This is a genomic window from Streptomyces sp. CA-288835 (genome assembly GCF_050936385.1).
Taxonomy (GTDB): domain Bacteria; phylum Actinomycetota; class Actinomycetes; order Streptomycetales; family Streptomycetaceae; genus Streptomyces.
On the sequence record NZ_JBNJMW010000001.1, the window covers coordinates 7116011 to 7134998 of the forward strand.

Consider the following 18988-nt stretch of genomic DNA (forward strand, 5'->3'; position numbering starts at 1 on the left):
CCTCCGGGCGAGGGAAGCGCCCCTGAAAGGGGCGCGGGGAACTGCGCGACAAGCCACCGATAACCCGCACCCGCAAGCGACACAGAACCCGGCAGACGAGTAGGCACCCCAATCCGGCGGCGCCAAATGTCACTGCCGACGCTTAATGTCGAGACATGGCAGGCACCGCACCAAGGGCACCCGAAGACCACGCCGGAGGCAACGCGCACGACGGTGCGTACGACGAGGCAGCCGTCGAGCGTTGGGCCGGCGAACCCGACAAGCGCCCCGGCCGCACCGCCTTCCAACGCGACCGCGCCCGAGTGCTGCACTCCGCCGCACTACGCCGCCTCGCAGGCAAAACCCAGGTAGTCACGCCCGGCACCCGCAGCGAGGCCTGGGACGCCAGCCCCCGTACGAGGCTGACGCACTCCCTGGAGTGCGCCCAGGTAGGCCGCGAGCTCGGCGCAGCCCTCGGCTGTGACCCGGACCTCGTAGAGGCGGCCTGCCTCTCCCACGACCTGGGCCACCCACCCTTCGGCCACAACGGCGAACAGGCCCTGAACGAGTTCGCACACGACTGCGGCGGCTTCGAGGGCAACGCCCAGTCCCTGCGCCTACTGACCCGCATCGAACCCAAACGCTTCGTCAACAGCCCGGAGACCGACGGCGTCATCAGCGTCGGCCTCAACCTCACCCGCGCCGCCCTCGACGCAGCCACCAAGTACCCCTGGCCGCGCGGCGCGCACCCCACCGATCCGGGGTCACCGAAGTTCGGGGTCTACGACGACGACCGCCCGGTCTTCGACTGGGTCCGCAAGGGCGCCCCCGACGACCGCATCTGCTTCGAGGCCCAGGTCATGGACTGGTCCGACGACGTGGCGTACTCCGTGCACGACGTCGAGGACGGACTGCACGCCGGCCATATCGACCCCGGCTGCCTGTACGCGGAGCCCGAGCGGCAGTCGGTCTTCGCGGTGGCGATCGGCCGGTACGTACCCGCCGACACCGACCCCGCCGAGCTGGCCGAGGCCCTCGACCGCCTCCTCGCCCAGGAGTGGTGGCCGCACGGCTACGACGGAACGGCAGTAGCGCAGGCCCGCCTGAAGGACGCCACGAGCCAGCTCATCGGCCGCTTCTGCCTGGCAGCGGAGGGCGCCACCCGGGCGGCGTACGGCACGGGACGGCTTACGAGATACGCCGCCGAGCTGGTCGTACCGAGAAGCGCACGCCTGGAATGCGCGGTCCTCAAGGCAGTAGCCGACCGGTACGTCATGCAACGCGCCGAGCAGGAGCGACTCCGCGCCGACCAGCGAATCGTGGTAGCCGAACTGGCCGAAGCGCTGACGGCCCGCGCCCCCGAGGGCCTGGACCCCCAGTTCCGCGCCCTGTACGAGGAGGCCCCGGACGACAGAGCCCGCAAACGCGTGCTGGTCGACCAGATCGCCTCCTTGACGGACGCGTCGGCCCGCTCCCTACACGCACGGCTGGCGTCTTAGCCCGTCTGGGGGCACCTCCCAGCGGTAGCTGGGGGAGTTTGAGGACGAGGCCGAAGGCCGATACGGGGGCCTGGGGGCGGAGCCCCCAGTTTCGGGAAGGGGCGGGGCTGGGGAAAAAGCCCGCCGCAGGCGCCACCCACGCGCCACCCACACGTGACCCCCCCCGTGGCCTGATCGGGTCACTCCCCCTTCCCGCACCACGCCACGTGCGGGAGGCTCAGACGTAGCGGCATATTTACGAGGAGGCATCAAGTGGTCGACGCGGATCAGACATTCGTCATCGTCGGAGGAGGGCTGGCCGGCGCAAAGGCGGCCGAGACGCTCCGCACGGAGGGCTTCACCGGCCGCGTGATACTGATCTGCGACGAGCGCGACCACCCGTACGAGCGCCCCCCGCTGTCCAAGGGCTACCTGCTCGGCAAGGAGGAACGCGACAGCGTTTTCGTCCACGAGCCCGCCTGGTACGCCCGCAACGACATCGAGCTGCATCTCGGCCAGACCGTAGACGCGGTCGACCCGTCCGCGAAGACGGTCCACTTCGGCGATGACGGCACGCTCGTGCGCTACGACAAGCTGCTGCTCGCGACCGGCGCCGAGCCCCGGCGCCTCGACATCCCGGGGACCGGCCTGGCCGGCGTCCACCATCTGCGCCGCCTGGCCCACGCCGAGCGCCTCAAGGGCGTCCTCGCCGCCCTGGGCCGTGACAACGGCCACATCGTCATCGCGGGCGCCGGCTGGATCGGCCTGGAGGTCGCGGCGGCGGCCCGCGAGTACGGCGCCGAGGTCACCGTCGTCGCGCCCCAGCCCACTCCGCTGTACGGAGTTTTCGGCCCCGAGATCGGGCAGATCTTCACCGATCTGCACGCCGAACGGGGCGTCCGTTTCCACTTCGGCACCCGCCTCACCGAGATCATCGGCCAGGACGGCATGGTCCTGGCCGCCCGCACGGAGGACGGTGAGGAACACCCCGCCCACGACGTGCTCGCCGCGATCGGCGCCGCCCCGCGCACCGGCCTCGCCGAGGCCGCGGGCCTCACCCTGGTAGACCGCTCGCAGGGCGGCGGCATCGCGGTCGACGAGCGGCTGCGCACCTCGGACCCCGACATCTTCGCGGCCGGCGACGTGGCTTCCTACCACCACGCCCTCTTCGGCGTCCGGCTGCGCGTCGAGCACTGGGCCAACGCCCTCAACGGCGGACCCGCGGCGGCCCGTTCGATGCTCGGCCGCGAGCTGACGTACGACAGGGTGCCCTATTTCTTCTCGGACCAGTACGACGTGGGGCTCGAGTACTCGGGCTGGGCGCCCCCAGGCTCGTACGACCAAGTGGTGATCCGGGGAGACGCGGGCAAGCGGCAGTTCATCGCCTTCTGGATGAAGGAGGGCCGGGTGCTCGCCGGGATGAACGTCAATGTGTGGGACGTCACGGAGCCGATCCAACAGCTGATCCGCTCCAGGGCACAGGTGGACATGGAGGCACTTGCGGACCCGCATGTTCCGCTGGACAACCTCGTCTCGTGACAGTCGACGGTGCTCGACTGTCACACCGTCCCCGTAGAATTCACGCGTGGCCGGAAGGATCAACGACGAGGACGTGAAGGCGGTTCGGGACGCGGTTCCGATCGACGCCGTGGTGTCCGAGTACCTCCAGCTGAAGGGCGCGGGCGGGGGCAACCTCAAGGGCCTGTGCCCGTTCCACGACGAGAAGTCGCCCTCCTTCCAGGTCAGCCCGAGCAAGGGGCTCTTCCACTGCTTCGGCTGCCAGGAGGGCGGCGACACCATCGCCTTCGTGATGAAGATCGACCACCTCTCCTTCTCGGAGGCGGTCGAGCGCCTGGCCGGCCAGGCGGGCATCACGCTGCGGTACGAGGAGGGCGGCTACAACCCCTCCCACCAGCGCGGCGAGCGCATCCGCCTGGTCGAGGCCCACAAGATCGCCGCCCAGTTCTACATCGAGCAGCTCGACACCAGCTCCGAGGCCGACACGGGCCGTAAGTTCCTCGCCGAGCGCGGCTTCGACCAGGCCGCCGCCGCCCACTTCGGCGTCGGCTACAGCCCGCAGGGCTGGGACCACCTCACCCGCTATCTGCGCGGCAAGGGCTTCACCGACAAGGAGCTCCTCCTCTCCGGCCTCGCTCAGGAGGGCCGCCGCGGCCCCATCGACCGCTTCCGCGGCCGGCTGATGTGGCCGATCCGCGATATCGCGGGGGACGTCGTCGGCTTCGGCGCCCGCAAGCTCTACGAGTCGGACAACGGCCCGAAGTACCTGAACACCCCCGACACCGCGATCTACCGCAAGTCCCAGGTCCTGTACGGCATCGACCTCGCCAAGCAGCACATCGCCAAAACCAGCCGGGCCGTGATCGTCGAGGGCTACACCGACGTCATGGCCTGCCACCTGGCCGGCGTCACCACCGCGATCGCGACCTGCGGTACGGCCTTCGGCGGCGACCACATCAAGATCCTCCGCCGTCTCCTCATGGACAACGGCAGCGCACGCGTCATCTTCACCTTCGACGGCGACGCGGCCGGCCAGAAGGCGGCCCTGCGCGCCTTCGAGGACGACCAGAAGTTCGCCGCCGAGACATACATCGCGATCGCGCCGGACGGTATGGACCCCTGCGAGCTGCGCCTGGCGAAGGGCGACGAGGCGGTCGCCGACCTGGCCGAACCCCGCACCCCGCTCTTCGAGTTCGCGCTCCGCCAGATCGTCGCCCGCTACGACCTCGAGACCCCCGCGGGCCGCGCCGCCGCCCTCGACGAGGCGGCGCCCATCGTGGCCCGCATCAAGAACAGCGGCGCCCAGCACGAGGTCGCCGTACAGCTCGCGGGCATGCTCGGCATCCTGGACACGCAGTTCGTGGTCAAGCGCGTGGCCCAGCTGGCGCGCTGGGCCCGCGACCGCGGCGGCAGAGGCCCGGCGCCGACGTCGAGCCGACAGCCCTCGTACGACATGGCGCCGCGCCAGGCCCCCTCGGGCCCCGCCCTCAACCTCCGCAACCCCGTCTACGCCACCGAGCGCGAGCTGCTCAAACTCGCCCTCCAGCGCCCCGAGTTGGTCTCCCCGGCCTTCGACGCGTACGGAATCGACGAGTTCACCGCCCCGCCGTACGCGGCCGTACGCCAGGCGATCATGGACGCGGGCGGCGCGGAGTACGGCGTACAGGACCCCCAGGAGTATCTGATCCGGGTCCGCGAGGCCGCCCCGGACAACGCGGTCCGCGCCATGGTCACGGAGCTGGCCGTAGAGGCCATCATGCGCAAGACCGTCGACGAGCTGTACGCGGGAGATCAGCTCGTCATGGTGCGCCGCCGGGCCGTCGACCGTCGCATCCACGAGGTCCAGGGCACCCTCGCCCGCGCCAGCGCCCAGGGCGACCCGGCCCATCTGGCCGCCGTACAGAACGAGTTGTGGGTCCTCCAGCAGTACGGACAGGCCTTGCGCGAACGGGGCGCGGCAGCGCTCTGACCGGGGCTTGTGCCCTCTGTGACGTCTCCTCGTACGTGTGGGTAACCACCCGGTCACAGACCGGACTCAAAAAGTCACCGCACGCCCCTCGTGGCGAGGATGTGTCGTACTCCACACTGGTTCCGGTGCCTGAGTCCTCGGAGCGCGGCCGACCCGAACGCGACGGGTCCTCCATCCCCGCGGTTCCGCTCAACGTGTACGGGACGGATGGCGGCGCGGCCGCCGAGTCCGTTCGCGAAGTACCGCTGCCGTACGCCTCAGCAGCGATCATCCTGGAGGTCGCCCCCGTGCAGACCCAGACCCTGACCCAGACCGACAACACGACGGACGCGGAGGCGGACGTCATCCCGGCGGTTCCGCAACAGAGCCGTGTCGCGCATCATCCCGAAGCCGAGGCGGGAGGCCCGCCGCACGATCCCGACGAGCCGCCCGCCGGTGCCGTCGGGACGACGGTCGTCGAGACCGAGGCCCCCGAGCCGCCGCCTGTCGAGACGCTGCCACCTCGCGGCCGTGCGGCCGACACCGGCGGCCCGTCCTCGGACCTGTTCCGCCAGTACCTGCGCGAGATAGGCCGCATCCCTCTCCTCACCGCCGCCGAGGAGGTCGAGCTCGCGCGCCGCGTCGAGGCGGGCCTCTTCGCCGAGGAGAAGCTGGCGCGCACCCCGGCTCCCGAGTTGGACAGCCAACTCGCCCTCGACCTCGACAAGTTGGTGGTCATGGGGCGGATGGCCAAGCGCCGCCTCATCGAGGCCAACCTGCGGCTCGTGGTCTCGGTCGCGAAGCGGTACGTGGGGCGCGGGCTCACCATGCTGGACCTCGTCCAGGAGGGGAATCTGGGCCTGATCAGGGCCGTCGAGAAGTTCGACTACGCCCGCGGGTACAAGTTCTCGACGTACGCGACCTGGTGGATACGGCAGGCCATGTCCCGCGCCCTCGCCGACCAGGCCCGGACCATACGAGTCCCCGTCCACGTCGTCGAGTTGATCAACCGCGTCGTCCGCGTCCAGCGGCGCATGCTCCAGGAACGCGGCTACGAGCCGACCCCCGAGGAGGTCGCCGGCCAGCTCGACCTGCCCAGCGAGCGGGTCAGCGAGGTCCTGCGCCTGGCCCAGGAACCGGTGTCCCTGCACGCGCCCGTGGGCGAGGAGGACGACGTCGCGTTGGGCGACCTGATCGAGGACGGCGACGCGACGAGCCCGGTGGAGTCGGCGGCGTTCCTGCTGTTGCGGGAGCACCTGGAGGCGGTCCTGTCGACGCTCGGCGAACGCGAACGCAAGGTAGTCCAACTCCGCTACGGCCTCGCGGACGGGCGCCCGCGCACGCTGGAAGAGATCGGCCGCATCTTCGGCGTCACGCGGGAGCGAATCCGCCAGATCGAGTCAAAGACCCTGAACAAGCTCCGGGACCATGCGTTCGCGGACCAGCTGCGGGGTTACTTGGACTGAGGGGGATGTCGCCCCCGCCGCCCTTACCCGTCCCATCCCGGGGCGCTGCCCCGGACCCCCGCCAGGGGCTCCGCCCCCGGACCCCCGCCAGGGGCTCCGCCCCCGGACCCCCGCCAGGGGCTCCGCCCCTGTACCTCACCGGGGCTCTGCCCCTGTACCTCACCGGGGCTCTGCCCCTGTACCCCGCTGAGGCTGCGCCCCAGGCCCCCATCGGCCTGGCGGCCTCGTCCTCAAACGCCGGACGGGCTGAAATCAGCCCGCCCGGCTGAAAGCAGCGCCGTCCGGCGGAAAGCCAGCCCGGCCGGCGGCACCGGCTCGGGCGGCCCCCCCCCGCGGCGGGCTAGACGCCGACCGGGAGGCGTCGTGGGCGCGCCCTCGGCATGCCCCCTCGGCCGATTGCTCACCGAGGCCCCGGCCCGGCGAAAATCAGCCCGCCCAGCGCAAAAATCAGCCCGTCCGGCGTTTGAGGACCGGGGCCCGGGGGCTGGCCCCCGAAACGGGGTCCGGGGCGAAGCCCCGTGGGGGGTCCAGGGGCGCAGCCCCGGTGGGGTCCAGGGCGAAGCCCGGTGGACGGGAATGGGTAGGGGCGGCGGGGGCGAAACCCACCCCCGCGAACCCCCGGCGGGAACCGTCACTCCACCTCCACCACAGCCTCCGCAAACTGCGCCTGATACAGCCGCGCATAAGCCCCTTCCGCCCCCAACAACTCCTCGTGAGCCCCCTGCTCCACAATCGCCCCGTTCTCCATCACCAAAATCGTGTCCGCATCCCGAATCGTCGACAACCGATGCGCGATCACGAACGACGTCCGCCCATGCGCCAGCTTCGCCATCGCCTTCTGGATCAGGACCTCGGTCCGGGTGTCGACCGAGCTCGTCGCCTCGTCCAGCACAAGGATCACCGGATCCGACAGGAACGCCCGCGCGATCGTGATCAGCTGCTTCTCACCCGCGCTGACCCCTGACCCCTCGTCGTCGATCACGGTGTCGTAGCCATCCGGCAGCGTACGAATGAACCGGTCCGCATGAGCGGCCCGCGCCGCCTCCTCGATCTCCCCGCGTGTGACCTCGCGAGAGGCCCCGTACGCGATGTTCTCCGCGATCGTCCCCCCGAACAGCCAGGTGTCCTGGAGCACCATCCCGATCCCGGCCCGGAGTTCGTCGCGGGACATCTTCGCGACGTCGACGCCGTCGAGCGTGATCCGCCCACCCGTGACCTCGTAGAACCGCATCAGCAGATTCACCAGCGTCGTCTTGCCCGCCCCCGTCGGGCCCACGATGGCGACCGTGTTGCCGGGCTCGACCTTCAGGGACAGGTCCTCGATCAGCGGCTTCTCGGGGTCGTAGCGGAAGGAGACGTGCTCCAGCGCGACCCGGCCCCGCACTTCCTCCGGCCGAACCCCGGGCACGGGATCCGCCTCCTGCTCCTCCGCGTCGAGCAACTCGAAGATGCGTTCCGCCGACGCGATCCCCGACTGCACGAGGTTCGCCATCGACGCGACCTGGGTGAGCGGCATCGAGAATTGCCGCGAGTACTGGATGAAGGCCTGCACATCACCGATCGACAGCGCGCCGGACGCGACCCGCAGCCCGCCGACCACCGCCACCAGCACATAGTTGAGGTTCGACACGAACATCATCAGCGGCTGCATGATCCCGCTGTTGAACTGCGCCTTGAACCCGGCCTCGTACAACTTCTCGTTCTGCTCAGCGAATTGAGCCGCCGACTCGTCCTGCCGCCCGAAGACCTTGACGAGCGTGTGCCCGGTGTACATCTCCTCGATGTGGGCGTTGAGCTTGCCGGTGGACCGCCACTGCTGCACGAAGTGCGGCTGCGAGCGCTTGCCGACCGACTTGGCGACGACGTACGACAGCGGCACCGTCACCAGCGCGACCAGCGCCAGCAGCGGCGACACCCAGAACATCATCACCAGTACGCCGACGATGGTGAGCAGCGAGTTGACGAGCTGCCCCATCGACTGCTGAAGCGTCTGACCGATGTTGTCGATGTCGTTGGTCGCCCGGCTGAGCACCTCACCGCGCTGCCGCTGGTCGAAGTACGACAGCGGCAGCCGCGACAGCTTCGTCTGCACGTCCTCCCGCATCCGGTACACGGTCATGTTGACGGCCCGGTTGACCAGCCGCGTCGCCACCGCCATCAGCAGCCCGGCCGCCGCGAACACCAGCAGCGCGAGCCCCAGCACCTCACCGACCGCGGTGAAGTCGATGCCCTTGCCCGGCGTGAAGTCCGTACCGGAGAGCATGTCGGCCACACCGCCGTCACCACGCTCCCGCATGGACTCCAGCACCTCGGCCTTCGTGGCGCCCTCGGGCATCTCCCGTCCGACGACGCCCGCGAAGACCAGGTCGGTCGCCCGTCCGAGGATCCACGGGCCCAGCACCGACAGGCCCACACTCAGCACGACGGCGAGCAACATCCCGTACATCGTGGCCCGTTCGGGCCTGAACTGCGCCAGCAGCCGTTTCCCGGATCCCTTGAAGTCCATCGACTGCTGGTCGGGGCCGCCCCCGGCCATCATCCGCGCCATGGGCCCGGCCATCAGGCTGCCTCCGCTTCCGTCAGCTGGGAGAGCACGATCTCCCGATAGCACTCGTTGTCCGCCATCAACTCGCGGTGACGGCCCGTCCCCACGACCCGCCCCTCGTCGAGTACGACGATCCGGTCGGCGTCACGGATCGTCGACACGCGTTGCGCGACGATCACGACGGTCGCCTCGGCGGTCTCCCGCGCCAGCGCCGTCCGCAGGGCCGCGTCCGTCGCGTAGTCGAGCGCCGAGAACGAGTCGTCGAAGAGGTAGATCTCCGGGCGCTGTACGAGGGTCCGGGCGATCGCGAGCCGCTGCCGCTGACCACCCGACACATTCGTGCCGCCCTGCGCGATGGGGGAGTCGAGCCCGTTCTCCAGCCGCTCCACAAAGCCCTTGGCCTGCGCCACCTCCAGCGCGTGCCACAACTCCTCGTCGGTCGCGTCCGGATTCCCGTACCGCAGATTCGTGGCCACCGTGCCCGCGAAGAGATACGGCTTCTGCGGTACGAGGCCCACGGTGCGGGCGAGCAGCCGCGGTTCAAGGGTCCGTACGTCCACGCCGTCGACGAGGACCTCACCGTCCGTGGCGTCAAAAAGCCGCGGGACCAGCCCGAGAAGCGTCGACTTGCCGCTGCCGGTCGACCCGATCACCGCGGTCGTCTCGCCGGGCCGCGCCACCAGGTCGATGGACTTCAGCACCGGCTCCTCCGCGCCCGGGTAACGGAAACCGGCCCCACGCACCTCCAGATGACCATGCCGCCGCAGTTCCCGTACAGGATCGGCCGGAGGCACGACACTGCTGTCCGTGTCCAGGACCTCCTGGATGCGCTCGGCGCAGACCTCGGCGCGCGGCACCATCATGAACATGAAGGTGGCCATCATCACGGCCATCACGATCTGCATCAGATAGGCGAGAAACGCGGTCAGCGCACCGATCTGCATCCCGCCACTGTCGATACGGTGCGCACCGAACCACACCACCGCGATCGACGAGACGTTCACCACCGTCATGACGATCGGGAACATCAGCGCCAGAATCCGCCCGGTGCCCAGCGACACCTCGGTGAGGTCGACGTTGGCCTTGCGGAAGCGCTCCTCCTCGTATGTGTCCCGGACGAAGGCGCGGATGACGCGGTTGCCGGTGATCTGCTCGCGCAGCACCCGGTTCACGTTGTCGAGCCGCTCCTGCATGGTGCGGAACAGCGGGCGCAACCGCCGCACGATCAACGTCACGCTGATACCGAGGACGGGCACGACGGCGACGAGCACTCCGGACAGCTGTACGTCCAGACCGAGCGCCATCACGATGCCGCCCACGCACATGATCGGCGCCGACACCATCAGCGTGAACGTCATCAGGGCCAGCATCTGCACCTGCTGCACATCGTTCGTGGTGCGGGTGATCAGCGACGGCGCCCCGAAGCGGCCGACCTCACGCGCGGAGAACGACTGCACCCGGTCGAAGACGCCGGCCCGGATGTCCCGGCCGACCGCCGAGGCCGTACGGGCGCCGTAGTAGACGGCCCCGATGTTGCAGACGACCTGCACCAGCGAGATGCCGATCATCAACGCGCCGAAGGTCAGGATGTAGCCCGTGTCCCCCTTCACGACGCCGTCGTCGATGATGTCCGCGTTCAGGGTGGGCAGATAGAGGGTGGCGCAGGTCTGGAGGAACTGCAGCAGCACGAGTAAGGCGATGGCCTTCTTGTACGGCCTGAGATGGGCACGCAGGAGTCGTATGAGCACGCTGGTCTCTCGGAGTCGGCGACAGGGGTGAGTGGTGACGCACCACGCCTCATCGTCGAACATTCCACCGGCGTTACCCCAACCAATTAAGCCAACAGCGTTCCAAGAACCTCCCAAACCGTCCGGAACGCCCGACTCCGGTGGCCGCCAGCTAGGGCGTACGGCCGTGGGTCTAGGCGTACGTACGGTCGTACGCCGGGACGGTCCGGGACGGTCCGGTCAGAGCCTGACCGCGCCCGGGTGCGTCTGGTCCCGTACCGACGTGTACTGCTGCCGCACCGCCGCCCCCACCGCCACATCGTCGCCGGGGTCCAGGATCTGCGCGGTCGCGCCCTGCCAGACGGGCGGCTGCCGCGGATCGAGGGTGCCCTGCGAGGCGCCGAGCGCCCAGGCGGCCTGCCGCGCCGCGCCGATCGCCGCGTAGTCGGCGGACTGCGGCACCACAACCTGCGTACCGAGCAGCGCGGGCGCACAGGCCTGCACGGCCGGCAACTCGGCGGCAGGACCCAGCAGAAAGATCCGCCGCACCTCCACCCCCCGCCGACGCAGTACGTCCAGCGCGTCCGCGAGCCCGCACAACATGCCCTCGAACGCCGCCCGCGCCAGATGCTCGGGCCGCATCGACTCCCGCCGCAACCCCGCCAACGTCCCCGCCACATGCGGCAGATCGGGCACCCGCTCGCCCTCCAGGTACGGCAGCAGTACGAGTCCATGGGCGCCCGGCGTCGACTTCATCGCGAGGTCCGACAGGCTCTCCAGGTCGGGCAGCCCGAGGAGTTCGGCACTCCCGCGCAGCGTCCGTACGGCATTCAGCGTGGTGACGACCGGCAGATGCATCCCCGTCGCGTCCGCGAGCGAGGTGATCATCCCGGACGGATCGACCAGCGCCTCATGGTGTACGGCCATCACGGACCCGGAGGCGCCGAGCGACACCACCGCGTCCCCGAGCCCGATCCCCAGGCCGAACGCCGCGGCCATGGTCTCGCCCGTCCCCGCCGAGATCAGCAGCCCCTCGGGCGTCGTCCCCGCGGCCTCCGCCGGACCGAGCACATCCGGCAGCAGCGCCTGATGCCCCAGCGCCAGCTCGACCAGATCGGGCCGGTACACACCGTTCACAGCGCACCAGTACCCCGTACCCGAGGCATCGCCCCGGTCCGTGGTCCGCCGGGCCGGTCTGCCCAGCAACTGCCACACCAGCCAGTCGTGCGCCTGCATCAGCATGGCCGTACGCAATGCGGCATCCGGCTCGTTCTTCACCATCCAGCGCAGCTTCGTCACCGGCTGAGCCGCCCCCGGCACGGTGCCCACGGCCTGCGCCCACGCCTCCCGGCCACCGAGCGCGTCGACCAGTTCGGCGGCGCAGACCTGCGCCCGCTTGTCCCCGCCGACCAGCGCCGGACGCACCGTATTGCCCTGCGTGTCCAGCGGAATCAGCGCGCTCTGCTGCGCGGACACACCGATGGCCTGGACACCTTCGAGGAGCCCGCCACCCGCCGCCTCGCCCAGGGACAGCAGCCAGGCCTGCGGATCCACGTCGGAGGGCCGACCGCCCTCGGCGCCGTCGAGCGGATGCGGGGCATACCCCTGCCTGAGCACGGCTCCGCTGTCCGCGTCGCAGACGACGATGCGAGTGAAATCGGGCGAACTGTCCAGCCCGGCGACTATCCCCATGGCGGAAATTCTGCCGTACCGCCGGACCCCACCGCGCCGCTCTGCCGGAGGCCCTCGTACCGCTTGTGCCCTGACCTGCTATGTGTCACCGGTATCGAGCCCCGCACGTGGCGCAGGGCACTCCGTTGTACGTGTTACGTGCCACTCGTGCACCTACGTATTACTGGTGCCCCAGTCATCGTGAGCCGCCGCACCGTTCGTGTTCCGCTCGCGCAGATGCCGCACGCGCTCGGCCACCGAATCCGGGACACGGTCACCGACTCGCTCGCTCACCACGTGGTAGGCCTTTCCCGCGAACTGCCGGCCCTGCTGGGCGGCCGACTCCGCGGTGTTGCGCACGGCGGGGTTCTGCGCGATCTCCCGCGCGGACTTCTTCAACTGCTCGTAACGCTCGCGCCCTGCCCGGGTGCCCAGCACGTAACCCAGGGCCAGTCCGGCAACGAACGTCAGTCGATAGCGCATGACGGCCACCCTTCCCTTGAGTCGGCATCGGTCGCGGGGGAAGAACCGATTGGCGGAGCACCCCCCTGCTTGCGCTAATGTATGTGTCGCAGCGAGCGCCCGCCCTCTGGCGAATACCCAGGGAGGTACGTTCGATGCAGCGAGACAATCCTCCGTAGCTCAATTGGCAGAGCAGCCGGCTGTTAACCGGCAGGTTACTGGTTCGAGTCCAGTCGGGGGAGCTCGATCTTCCGTAGCTCAATTGGCAGAGCAGCCGGCTGTTAACCGGCAGGTTACTGGTTCGAGTCCAGTCGGGAGAGCAGCGGAAGAGGACCCCTCAGGGGTCCTTTTTCATGTCCGGCGGAACCGCGCGGCCTGCGCCGCAGTCCTCATGGTCGTGCGTAGCCGACCAGCCGAAGCAGGAGATCGTATGAGCGGCTATGCTGCGGCAGACGGCGCGCACAAATGTGCGCGACGCGCCGTAGACGGGGCGGTAGCTCAGCCGGTTAGAGCAGCGGACTCATAATCCGTCGGCCGTGGGTTCGAGTCCCACCCGCCCCACCTGCGCAGGCCTCTGACCTGCGGAAACGTTCATTTTGGGGGTCGGAGCGTCAACTTTGCCTGAACGGACTGAATCCGCTGCTCGCGAGTTCGGGATCTCGCCGGTCTGTGGTGCTCGGAAGTGTTTTGATCGCTTTGACCTGCGACGGAACAGGTATTCAAGGCTGTCGTCGGCCTCCGGGTCCGCTGCCCCGGGGGCTCGAAGCCAAGGTCCAGGGACCAGACAGGGACCAAGACGGTGCCGACACCATGCGTCGCGTGTGTGGGATCCAGGGTCGGGGCGCTTCTCATCCGCTGGCTGTGCGCCGCCGTCCGCGATGTTTCCGGTCGGCGCCGGGCGCACCGGGCGTAGTGGATGGTGGTGCGTCTTGGTGCTGCCGGTGGCGGGACGGCGCGTGTTGCTGATGGCGGGGCCGATCGGCGATCCGGGTACTGAGGATCCCTGCGCCGGAGAGTGGTGGTCGCCACTGCTTCTCAGTGACTGCGGCGCCGTCGAGCGCCCTGGGCTGTCCGGAAACGGCCCGAACAGAAAACGGCCCCTCCGGGATACTCGACGGCTTTCGGGCCGTCGAGATCGAGTGTGGTTGAGGTGATCGGACAGGGAGCTGCGGAGAAGGCAGAGCAGATCGACCCTGTTCGGGAGCCACCGCCCGCCGTGGCTATGCCTATCCGTGCGCGCTGACGCTGGCTCGCGCACGGCCGGTCCGCCGGCAGGCGACCAGCTCACGCTTCAAGGCACCCCGGCCCTGGAAGAACAGGGCCTGGTAGATCGCCTCGTGCGAGATCCGCACGGAATAGCCCTCGGGGAAGTCGGCCTTCAACCGGTTCGCAATCTGCTCCGGGCTCCACGACGTTGCCCACCCGCGATCCTGTCGGCGAGCCTTGCTCCGGCCCTTCCACGGCGGAACCTCGGGGCCCGCCACGGACTGTCCACCCGGGAGACAGACGGCGCCGGACAGCCGGTCCTGGTACGCGCTCCGCCACACGATCATGAACGGGAGCACCCTCCGCTCGGGCGACCCGGCAGGCATCGAGCAGGAGGTGTCGCCCCCGCTCACGCTCTACCAGGCCCTCCGCACTGTGATGGTCGGTGCCGCCGAGTCCCTCCGCGGGGCCGGCCCGGACCGCTGCTGTTTCGGCATCACGCTCCACACCACCCGTGACCGGGTGAGCCAGGCCACGGGTATCGTCAGCGCGGACACCGATCGGGACACCCGTCTCGGGACGATCGGCCGCCGGATCCTGGCCGGCCTGCTTCAGCCCAGGCGGCAGCGGGTCAGCACCCGCAAGGTCAAGTCACCGATGTCCCACTGCAGCGAGCGCCACGCCGCCGGCCGGCCCGACAGCAGCCGCACCATGACCCGCCTCAACGTCACCGTCCCCGAACCCGTGGATCAACCCGCGCTGCCCACGGCTTTCCCGGGACGACCGGCACGCTACCCCTGCCACGCGGCGCCGACACCGCACCCTGACACTCCACCAGGAAGACCCCACTCGCTTCTGGCAACCCCGTGAAATCGCTGCCCACTTCGGCGACGTCAGCCCGGGGAGCATGTACAGGCAACTGAATCGGTGGGCCGCCAGCGGCTTCGTCCACAAGTCCGGACCCGGTCTCTACGCCGCAACACCATGACCCCCAGCCCCACTTGCGTGACCAGCGAAAACGCTAACTACCCCGGCCTTCGGGGAGGCCTCCACCGCCCAACGGCCGCCTCATTGCACAGAACCATGCCCAATAGGGCAACCAACCGGTTGGTTGCCCTATTGGGCATGGTTCTGTAGTGTCGGATCATCCGATCGGTTGACTCGGCGCTCAGCCGCTGCGTGACCAACCGCGCTGAGCCGGAAGGCCCCTTCGGCCCCGGAACCCAGAAACGAGCAAGGAGCACACCGTGCCTATCGACGTTCACTTTCGCAGCGGCGGTATCACTGTCGCGGGCCACCTCTACCTTCCGGAGGATTACAAGGAGGGTCAGAAGCGGGCCGCCGTGGTGACGGTGGCCCCGGGGGGCGGGATCAAGGAGCAGACTTCCGGTCGCTACGCCCGTGAATTGCGCGACCGGGGTTTCGTTGCCCTGGCCTTCGATCACCGGTCGTATGGCGAGAGCGAAGGCTTTCCCCGCTACGACGAGGACCCGTTCGCGAAGATCGAAGACATCAAGAACGCAGTGAGTTATCTCCGTAACCGCCCGGAGGTGGATCCGGACCGTATCGGCGCTATGGGCATTTGCGGCGGGGGTGGCTATGCGCCCGCCGCGGCAGCCACCGATCGCCGGATCAAGGCCGTCGCCACTGTGAGCGGAGTGGGGGATCAGCGTGGCGTGTTTCACGAGCAGACAGGTTCCGACCACGGTGTTCTGGTCGCCATGCTGGAGGCTTGCGGTGCGGCCAGGCAGGCGTTCTCACGCGGAGACGAACCCACGTATTGGCCCCTCATCCCGGGCCCGGAGGTCGAGAACGCGTTCGCTCCCCTCAAGGAAGTTCCGGACTACTACTACGACTCAACGCGCGGGGCTCACCCCCGATGGGAGAACAAGACGCTGGCCTGGTCGCTGGAGAAGCAGCTGACCTTTTCCGCATTGGATGTGGTCAGTCTCATCGCGCCACATCCCCTTCTGCTGATTGTCGGCACCGAATCCACCAGCCAGTCTCACAATGAAGCGACGTACGCGGCTGCCGCGGAACCCAAGGAGCTCTTCCTGATCGACGGGGCCTCGCACCTCGACCTGTACGATCTGGACCAGTACGTCAAGCAGGCAGCCGACAAACTGGCAGAGTTCTTCAGCCAGAGTCTGTGACTCACCTTGCTCCGGTAGGCACTACCGAGGGCGGTGCAAAGGTGAACAAGAAGGTTTCACGCCTCTATTATCCTGCAGCGCATGATGTCTGATTCCAGCGCGAGCAGAGCCCGGCTGCTCGACGCCGCCGCCTCCGAGTTCACCGCACATGGCTTGGCCGGCGCCAGGGTCGCTCGCATCGCGAGCAACGCCAAATTGAACAAGGAACGCATCTACGCGTATTTCGGTGACAAGGAAAGGCTGTTCGACGCGGTGATGGACCAACGGCACGTCGAGGTGATGGCGGCAGTCCCGCTGGACGCCGACGATCTGCCGGGCTACGTAGGCCGCCTCTTCGACTACATCATCTCCCACCCAGACCTCATGCGGTTGGCCGCCTGGAAACAGCTTGAACGCCCCCTTGGCCAAGGCGGCAAGAATATCGGCTCTTACCAACACGCCCTCGCCCCGCTCACCGCCGCGCGGGACGAAGGGCGGATCGACACCACCTTCAACCCGGTCGACCTCGCCGTCATCCTGTACGGCCTGGCCAGCGCCTGGCATCACATCTTCGCTGCGCAACGCGATACCGACTCGGGGGCAACGGACGACATCTGGTCGGCGCAGCGGCTCACCGAGCACCGTGAGGCGCTGATCGAGGTGGTGCGCAGGCTCATGACCAGCTGAACACCATTCATGAGACCGGCCAGGCGCAACAGATCGCCTGAGCGACGCGGGGCCTGGGGTGGTGCTGCGCGATCCATTCGCCGTCGCCTGGTTGTTCTGTCTCGGGACGGTGTGGACGTCACTGGCTGTACCAACGCCTTCCGGGAGCCGCTGGAACCCCAGGCATTCACCGACCGACTCATGCGCATGCTGTCGGTCCTCATCGCCGCCCTGAGCCCCACCACCAGCACACCAGACCTGGAGACCCCCCCATGAGCCTGCTCAGTCACCTCGTCCAGCGCCGGCTGAAGCTGGCCGCGCCGCCGACCCGGGACCTGGTCGTCGAGCGGGATCTTCGTGTCCCGATGCCCGACGGAATCGACCTCCTGGCCGACCGGTGGACGCCCAAGAGCGGTGGCGAGGGGCTGCCGACAGGATGGGATCCCGGAAGCGTTCGACTTCGCGCAGACGGGCGGCGCGTGAGGCCTTGCCGTCGAGGCTGCTGGTCTTACGCCGGCCTTTCGACTTTTTGTCCTTCGGCCCGCCGTGGTCTCCGCTGGTGAGCTGCACGCGCTCGGAGGCATCGAGAAGATCCCGTACGGTGGGCCGGGGCTGGGCCCGCGTCCCACGCGCGGAGCCTGGCGTCATGCCTCCTCGGCGCCGCGGTCTGGTATGGAGCCGTACTGGCTGCGCAGGCGGGCCTTGAGGATCTTGCCGGTGGCGTTGCGGGGGAGGGTGTCGACGAGGACGACCGACTTGGGGAGCTTGTACTTGGCGAGTCGGCCGGACAGGGAGTCCATGATGTCGTCGGGCGACACGTCGGAGCCCGCGCGGGGCACGATCAGCGCTCTGCCCACTTCGCCCCATCGTTCGTCGGGTACGCCGATCACCGCGCATTCGGCGACCGCGGGATGCTGGTAGAGGAGTTGCTCGACCTCGGCCGGATAGACGTTCTCTCCGCCGGAGATGTACATGTCCTTGATCCGGTCGACGATCGTGACGTACCCCTCCTCGTCGACGGTGGCCGCATCCCCGGAGCGGAACCAACTTCCTTCGACGAAGGCGTCCTTGGTGGCTTCGGGCCACTGCCAGTAGCCCTTCATCACGTTGAGGCCCTCGATGATCACCTCGCCGACCTCGCCCGGTGCGACATCGGTGAGGTCGGGGCGCACCACGCGTACGTCGGTGAAGAAGCAGGGCGTGCCGGCCGAGCCGGCCTTGCGGATGCTGTCCCGCGCGCGCAGTCCCAGCGCGGCGGGAGCGGTCTCGGTCAGGCCGTACGCCTGGAGGAAGGTCAGGCCACGGTCCTGGTACGTGTGGATGAGGGTCTTGGGTACGGGTGCCGCCGCGCACATCAGGATCCGGATCGAGGACAGGTCGGCCGTCGCCCACCGCGGCGACCGGGCCATGGCCTGGTACATCGCGGGCACGCCGAACATCCTTGTCACCCGGTGCTCGTCGATGACGTCGAGCACCCGTTCCGGGTCGAAGCCGCGCATCAGCACCGACGTCCCTCCTTTGAGGAAGCCCGGTAGGAAGACGGTGTTGAGGGCGGCGGTGTGGAACATCGGTGCCACCACCAGAGCGACGTCGTCGGTGGTGATGTCCACGTCCAGCAGGATGTTGAAGCAGTTCCAGGCGATGTTGGCGTGGGTGAGCATGACGCCCTTGGGACGGCCGCTGGTGCCGGAGGTGTACTGGATCATGCACACTTCCTCCAGGCCGACCGTCTCGTCCAGGGGGTCGTCCGGCGCGCTCGCGAGTAGCTCCTCGTACGCTTTCCCCACCTCGACGTAGTGCTTCACCTCGGCGTCGTCCCTGAATGCGTCGACGACGTCGGTGAGTTCGGCCCCGAACACCAGCACCGACGCTCCCGAGTCGCCCAGGATGAAGGCCAATTCGGGTGCCGCGAGGCGGGTGTTGAGCGGGACGAAGACGGCGCCCAGCGCGCTCGTGGCGAACAGGGTTTCCGCCAGGGCCGGATGGTTCGCGCCGAGGTAGGCCACCCGGTCGCCGTGTCCGACCCCCAGGGCACGCAGGGCGTGAGCGAGCCGCGTCACGCGCGCGGCCAGCTCTCCGTAGGACAGGGATCCGCCGTCGTGCACGACGGCGGTGGCCTCTGGTGCCATGCGGGCGCGCCGCACGGGCCACGAGCCGAGCCCTTGATTGCGCATGGTGCGTCTCTCTTCT

The 18988-nt window shown here is 68.9% G+C and carries 12 protein-coding genes, 3 tRNA genes and 1 pseudogene; 10 read left to right on the top strand and 6 right to left on the bottom strand.

Going from position 1 to position 18988, the window contains the following annotated elements; genetic code table 11:
• Positions 1-155: 155 nt before the first annotated feature.
• The 4 genes from ACQEVY_RS32185 (at position 156) to ACQEVY_RS32200 (ending at position 6389) form a co-directional block, all read left to right on the top strand.
• Positions 156-1478: a deoxyguanosinetriphosphate triphosphohydrolase gene (locus tag ACQEVY_RS32185; RefSeq protein WP_432952887.1), complete on the top strand. Its 1323-nt coding sequence runs from the start codon at positions 156-158 to the stop codon at positions 1476-1478.
• A 252-nt stretch (positions 1479-1730) separates the two neighbouring features.
• On the top strand, positions 1731-2996 hold the full coding sequence (locus tag ACQEVY_RS32190; RefSeq protein WP_432952888.1) for an NAD(P)/FAD-dependent oxidoreductase: 1266 nt from the start codon (positions 1731-1733) through the stop codon (positions 2994-2996).
• Positions 2997-3042: 46 nt separating this feature from the next.
• Positions 3043-4944 carry a DNA primase gene (gene dnaG / locus ACQEVY_RS32195; protein ID WP_432952889.1) on the top strand — a complete coding sequence of 634 codons (1902 nt, stop codon included), beginning with the start codon at positions 3043-3045 and terminating at the stop codon, positions 4942-4944.
• Between the two features lie 125 nt (positions 4945-5069).
• Positions 5070-6389: a sigma-70 family RNA polymerase sigma factor gene (locus tag ACQEVY_RS32200; RefSeq protein ID WP_432952890.1), complete on the top strand. Its 1320-nt coding sequence runs from the start codon at positions 5070-5072 to the stop codon at positions 6387-6389.
• A 631-nt stretch (positions 6390-7020) separates the two neighbouring features.
• Here ACQEVY_RS32200 and ACQEVY_RS32205 read toward each other — a convergent pair.
• From ACQEVY_RS32205 to ACQEVY_RS32220, 4 genes are all read right to left on the bottom strand, one after another.
• Positions 7021-8949, bottom strand: coding sequence for an ABC transporter ATP-binding protein (locus tag ACQEVY_RS32205; protein ID WP_432952891.1), 1929 nt, complete (start codon positions 8947-8949; stop codon positions 7021-7023).
• Positions 8949-10682 (bottom strand): ABC transporter ATP-binding protein, encoded by a 1734-nt coding sequence (locus tag ACQEVY_RS32210; protein WP_432952892.1) that lies wholly within the window; start codon positions 10680-10682, stop codon positions 8949-8951. Before ACQEVY_RS32210 ends, ACQEVY_RS32205 begins: the two co-directional genes overlap by 1 nt.
• 219 nt (positions 10683-10901) lie before the next feature.
• The gene (locus ACQEVY_RS32215; RefSeq protein ID WP_432952893.1) at positions 10902-12353 is read right to left on the bottom strand and encodes an FGGY family carbohydrate kinase; all 1452 of its coding nucleotides are present in this window, start codon (positions 12351-12353) and stop codon (positions 10902-10904) included.
• Between the two features lie 153 nt (positions 12354-12506).
• Positions 12507-12815: a YtxH domain-containing protein gene (locus ACQEVY_RS32220; protein ID WP_328771794.1), complete on the bottom strand. Its 309-nt coding sequence runs from the start codon at positions 12813-12815 to the stop codon at positions 12507-12509.
• A 148-nt stretch (positions 12816-12963) separates the two neighbouring features.
• Between ACQEVY_RS32220 and ACQEVY_RS32225 the strand changes: the two genes are divergently transcribed.
• The 3 genes from ACQEVY_RS32225 (at position 12964) to ACQEVY_RS32235 (ending at position 13355) form a co-directional block, all read left to right on the top strand.
• Positions 12964-13036: transfer RNA gene (locus ACQEVY_RS32225), tRNA-Asn, on the top strand.
• Between the two features lie 5 nt (positions 13037-13041).
• Positions 13042-13114 (top strand) — tRNA-Asn (locus ACQEVY_RS32230).
• 167 nt (positions 13115-13281) lie between these two features.
• Positions 13282-13355 (top strand) — tRNA-Ile (locus ACQEVY_RS32235).
• A gap of 692 nt (positions 13356-14047) precedes the next feature.
• Here ACQEVY_RS32235 and ACQEVY_RS32240 read toward each other — a convergent pair.
• A pseudogene (locus ACQEVY_RS32240) lies at positions 14048-14335 on the bottom strand (IS30 family transposase); the annotation flags it as partial.
• Between the two features lie 10 nt (positions 14336-14345).
• Between ACQEVY_RS32240 and ACQEVY_RS32245 the strand changes: the two are divergent.
• From ACQEVY_RS32245 to ACQEVY_RS32255, 3 genes are all read left to right on the top strand, one after another.
• Entirely contained in the window at positions 14346-14870 is a 525-nt protein-coding gene (locus ACQEVY_RS32245; RefSeq protein ID WP_432952894.1) for a hypothetical protein, read from the top strand.
• Positions 14871-15247: 377 nt separating this feature from the next.
• Positions 15248-16153 carry an alpha/beta hydrolase gene (locus tag ACQEVY_RS32250; protein WP_432952895.1) on the top strand — a complete coding sequence of 302 codons (906 nt, stop codon included), beginning with the start codon at positions 15248-15250 and terminating at the stop codon, positions 16151-16153.
• A gap of 81 nt (positions 16154-16234) precedes the next feature.
• Positions 16235-16819 carry a TetR family transcriptional regulator gene (locus ACQEVY_RS32255; RefSeq protein WP_432952896.1) on the top strand — a complete coding sequence of 195 codons (585 nt, stop codon included), beginning with the start codon at positions 16235-16237 and terminating at the stop codon, positions 16817-16819.
• 623 nt (positions 16820-17442) lie between these two features.
• Here the strand turns inward: ACQEVY_RS32255 and ACQEVY_RS32260 are convergent.
• A complete protein-coding gene (locus tag ACQEVY_RS32260; protein WP_432952897.1) occupies positions 17443-18972 on the bottom strand; it encodes an acyl-CoA synthetase in 1530 nt (509 codons plus the stop codon).
• Between the last annotated feature and the right edge of the window lie 16 nt (positions 18973-18988).

Bases quoted from the DNA above. Each gene is read 5' to 3' on its own strand.
- ACQEVY_RS32220 (WP_328771794.1), bottom strand. From the start codon at position 12,815: ATGCGCTATCGACTGACGTTCGTTGCCGGACTGGCCCTGGGTTACGTG.
- ACQEVY_RS32215 (WP_432952893.1), bottom strand. From the start codon at position 12,353: ATGGGGATAGTCGCCGGGCTGGACAGTTCGCCCGATTTCACTCGCATC.
- ACQEVY_RS32255 (WP_432952896.1), top strand. From the start codon at position 16,235: ATGATGTCTGATTCCAGCGCGAGCAGAGCCCGGCTGCTCGACGCCGCC.
- ACQEVY_RS32260 (WP_432952897.1), bottom strand. From the start codon at position 18,972: ATGCGCAATCAAGGGCTCGGCTCGTGGCCCGTGCGGCGCGCCCGCATG.
- ACQEVY_RS32245 (WP_432952894.1), top strand. From the start codon at position 14,346: ATGAACGGGAGCACCCTCCGCTCGGGCGACCCGGCAGGCATCGAGCAG.
- ACQEVY_RS32185 (WP_432952887.1), top strand. From the start codon at position 156: ATGGCAGGCACCGCACCAAGGGCACCCGAAGACCACGCCGGAGGCAAC.
- ACQEVY_RS32205 (WP_432952891.1), bottom strand. From the start codon at position 8,949: ATGGCCGGGCCCATGGCGCGGATGATGGCCGGGGGCGGCCCCGACCAG.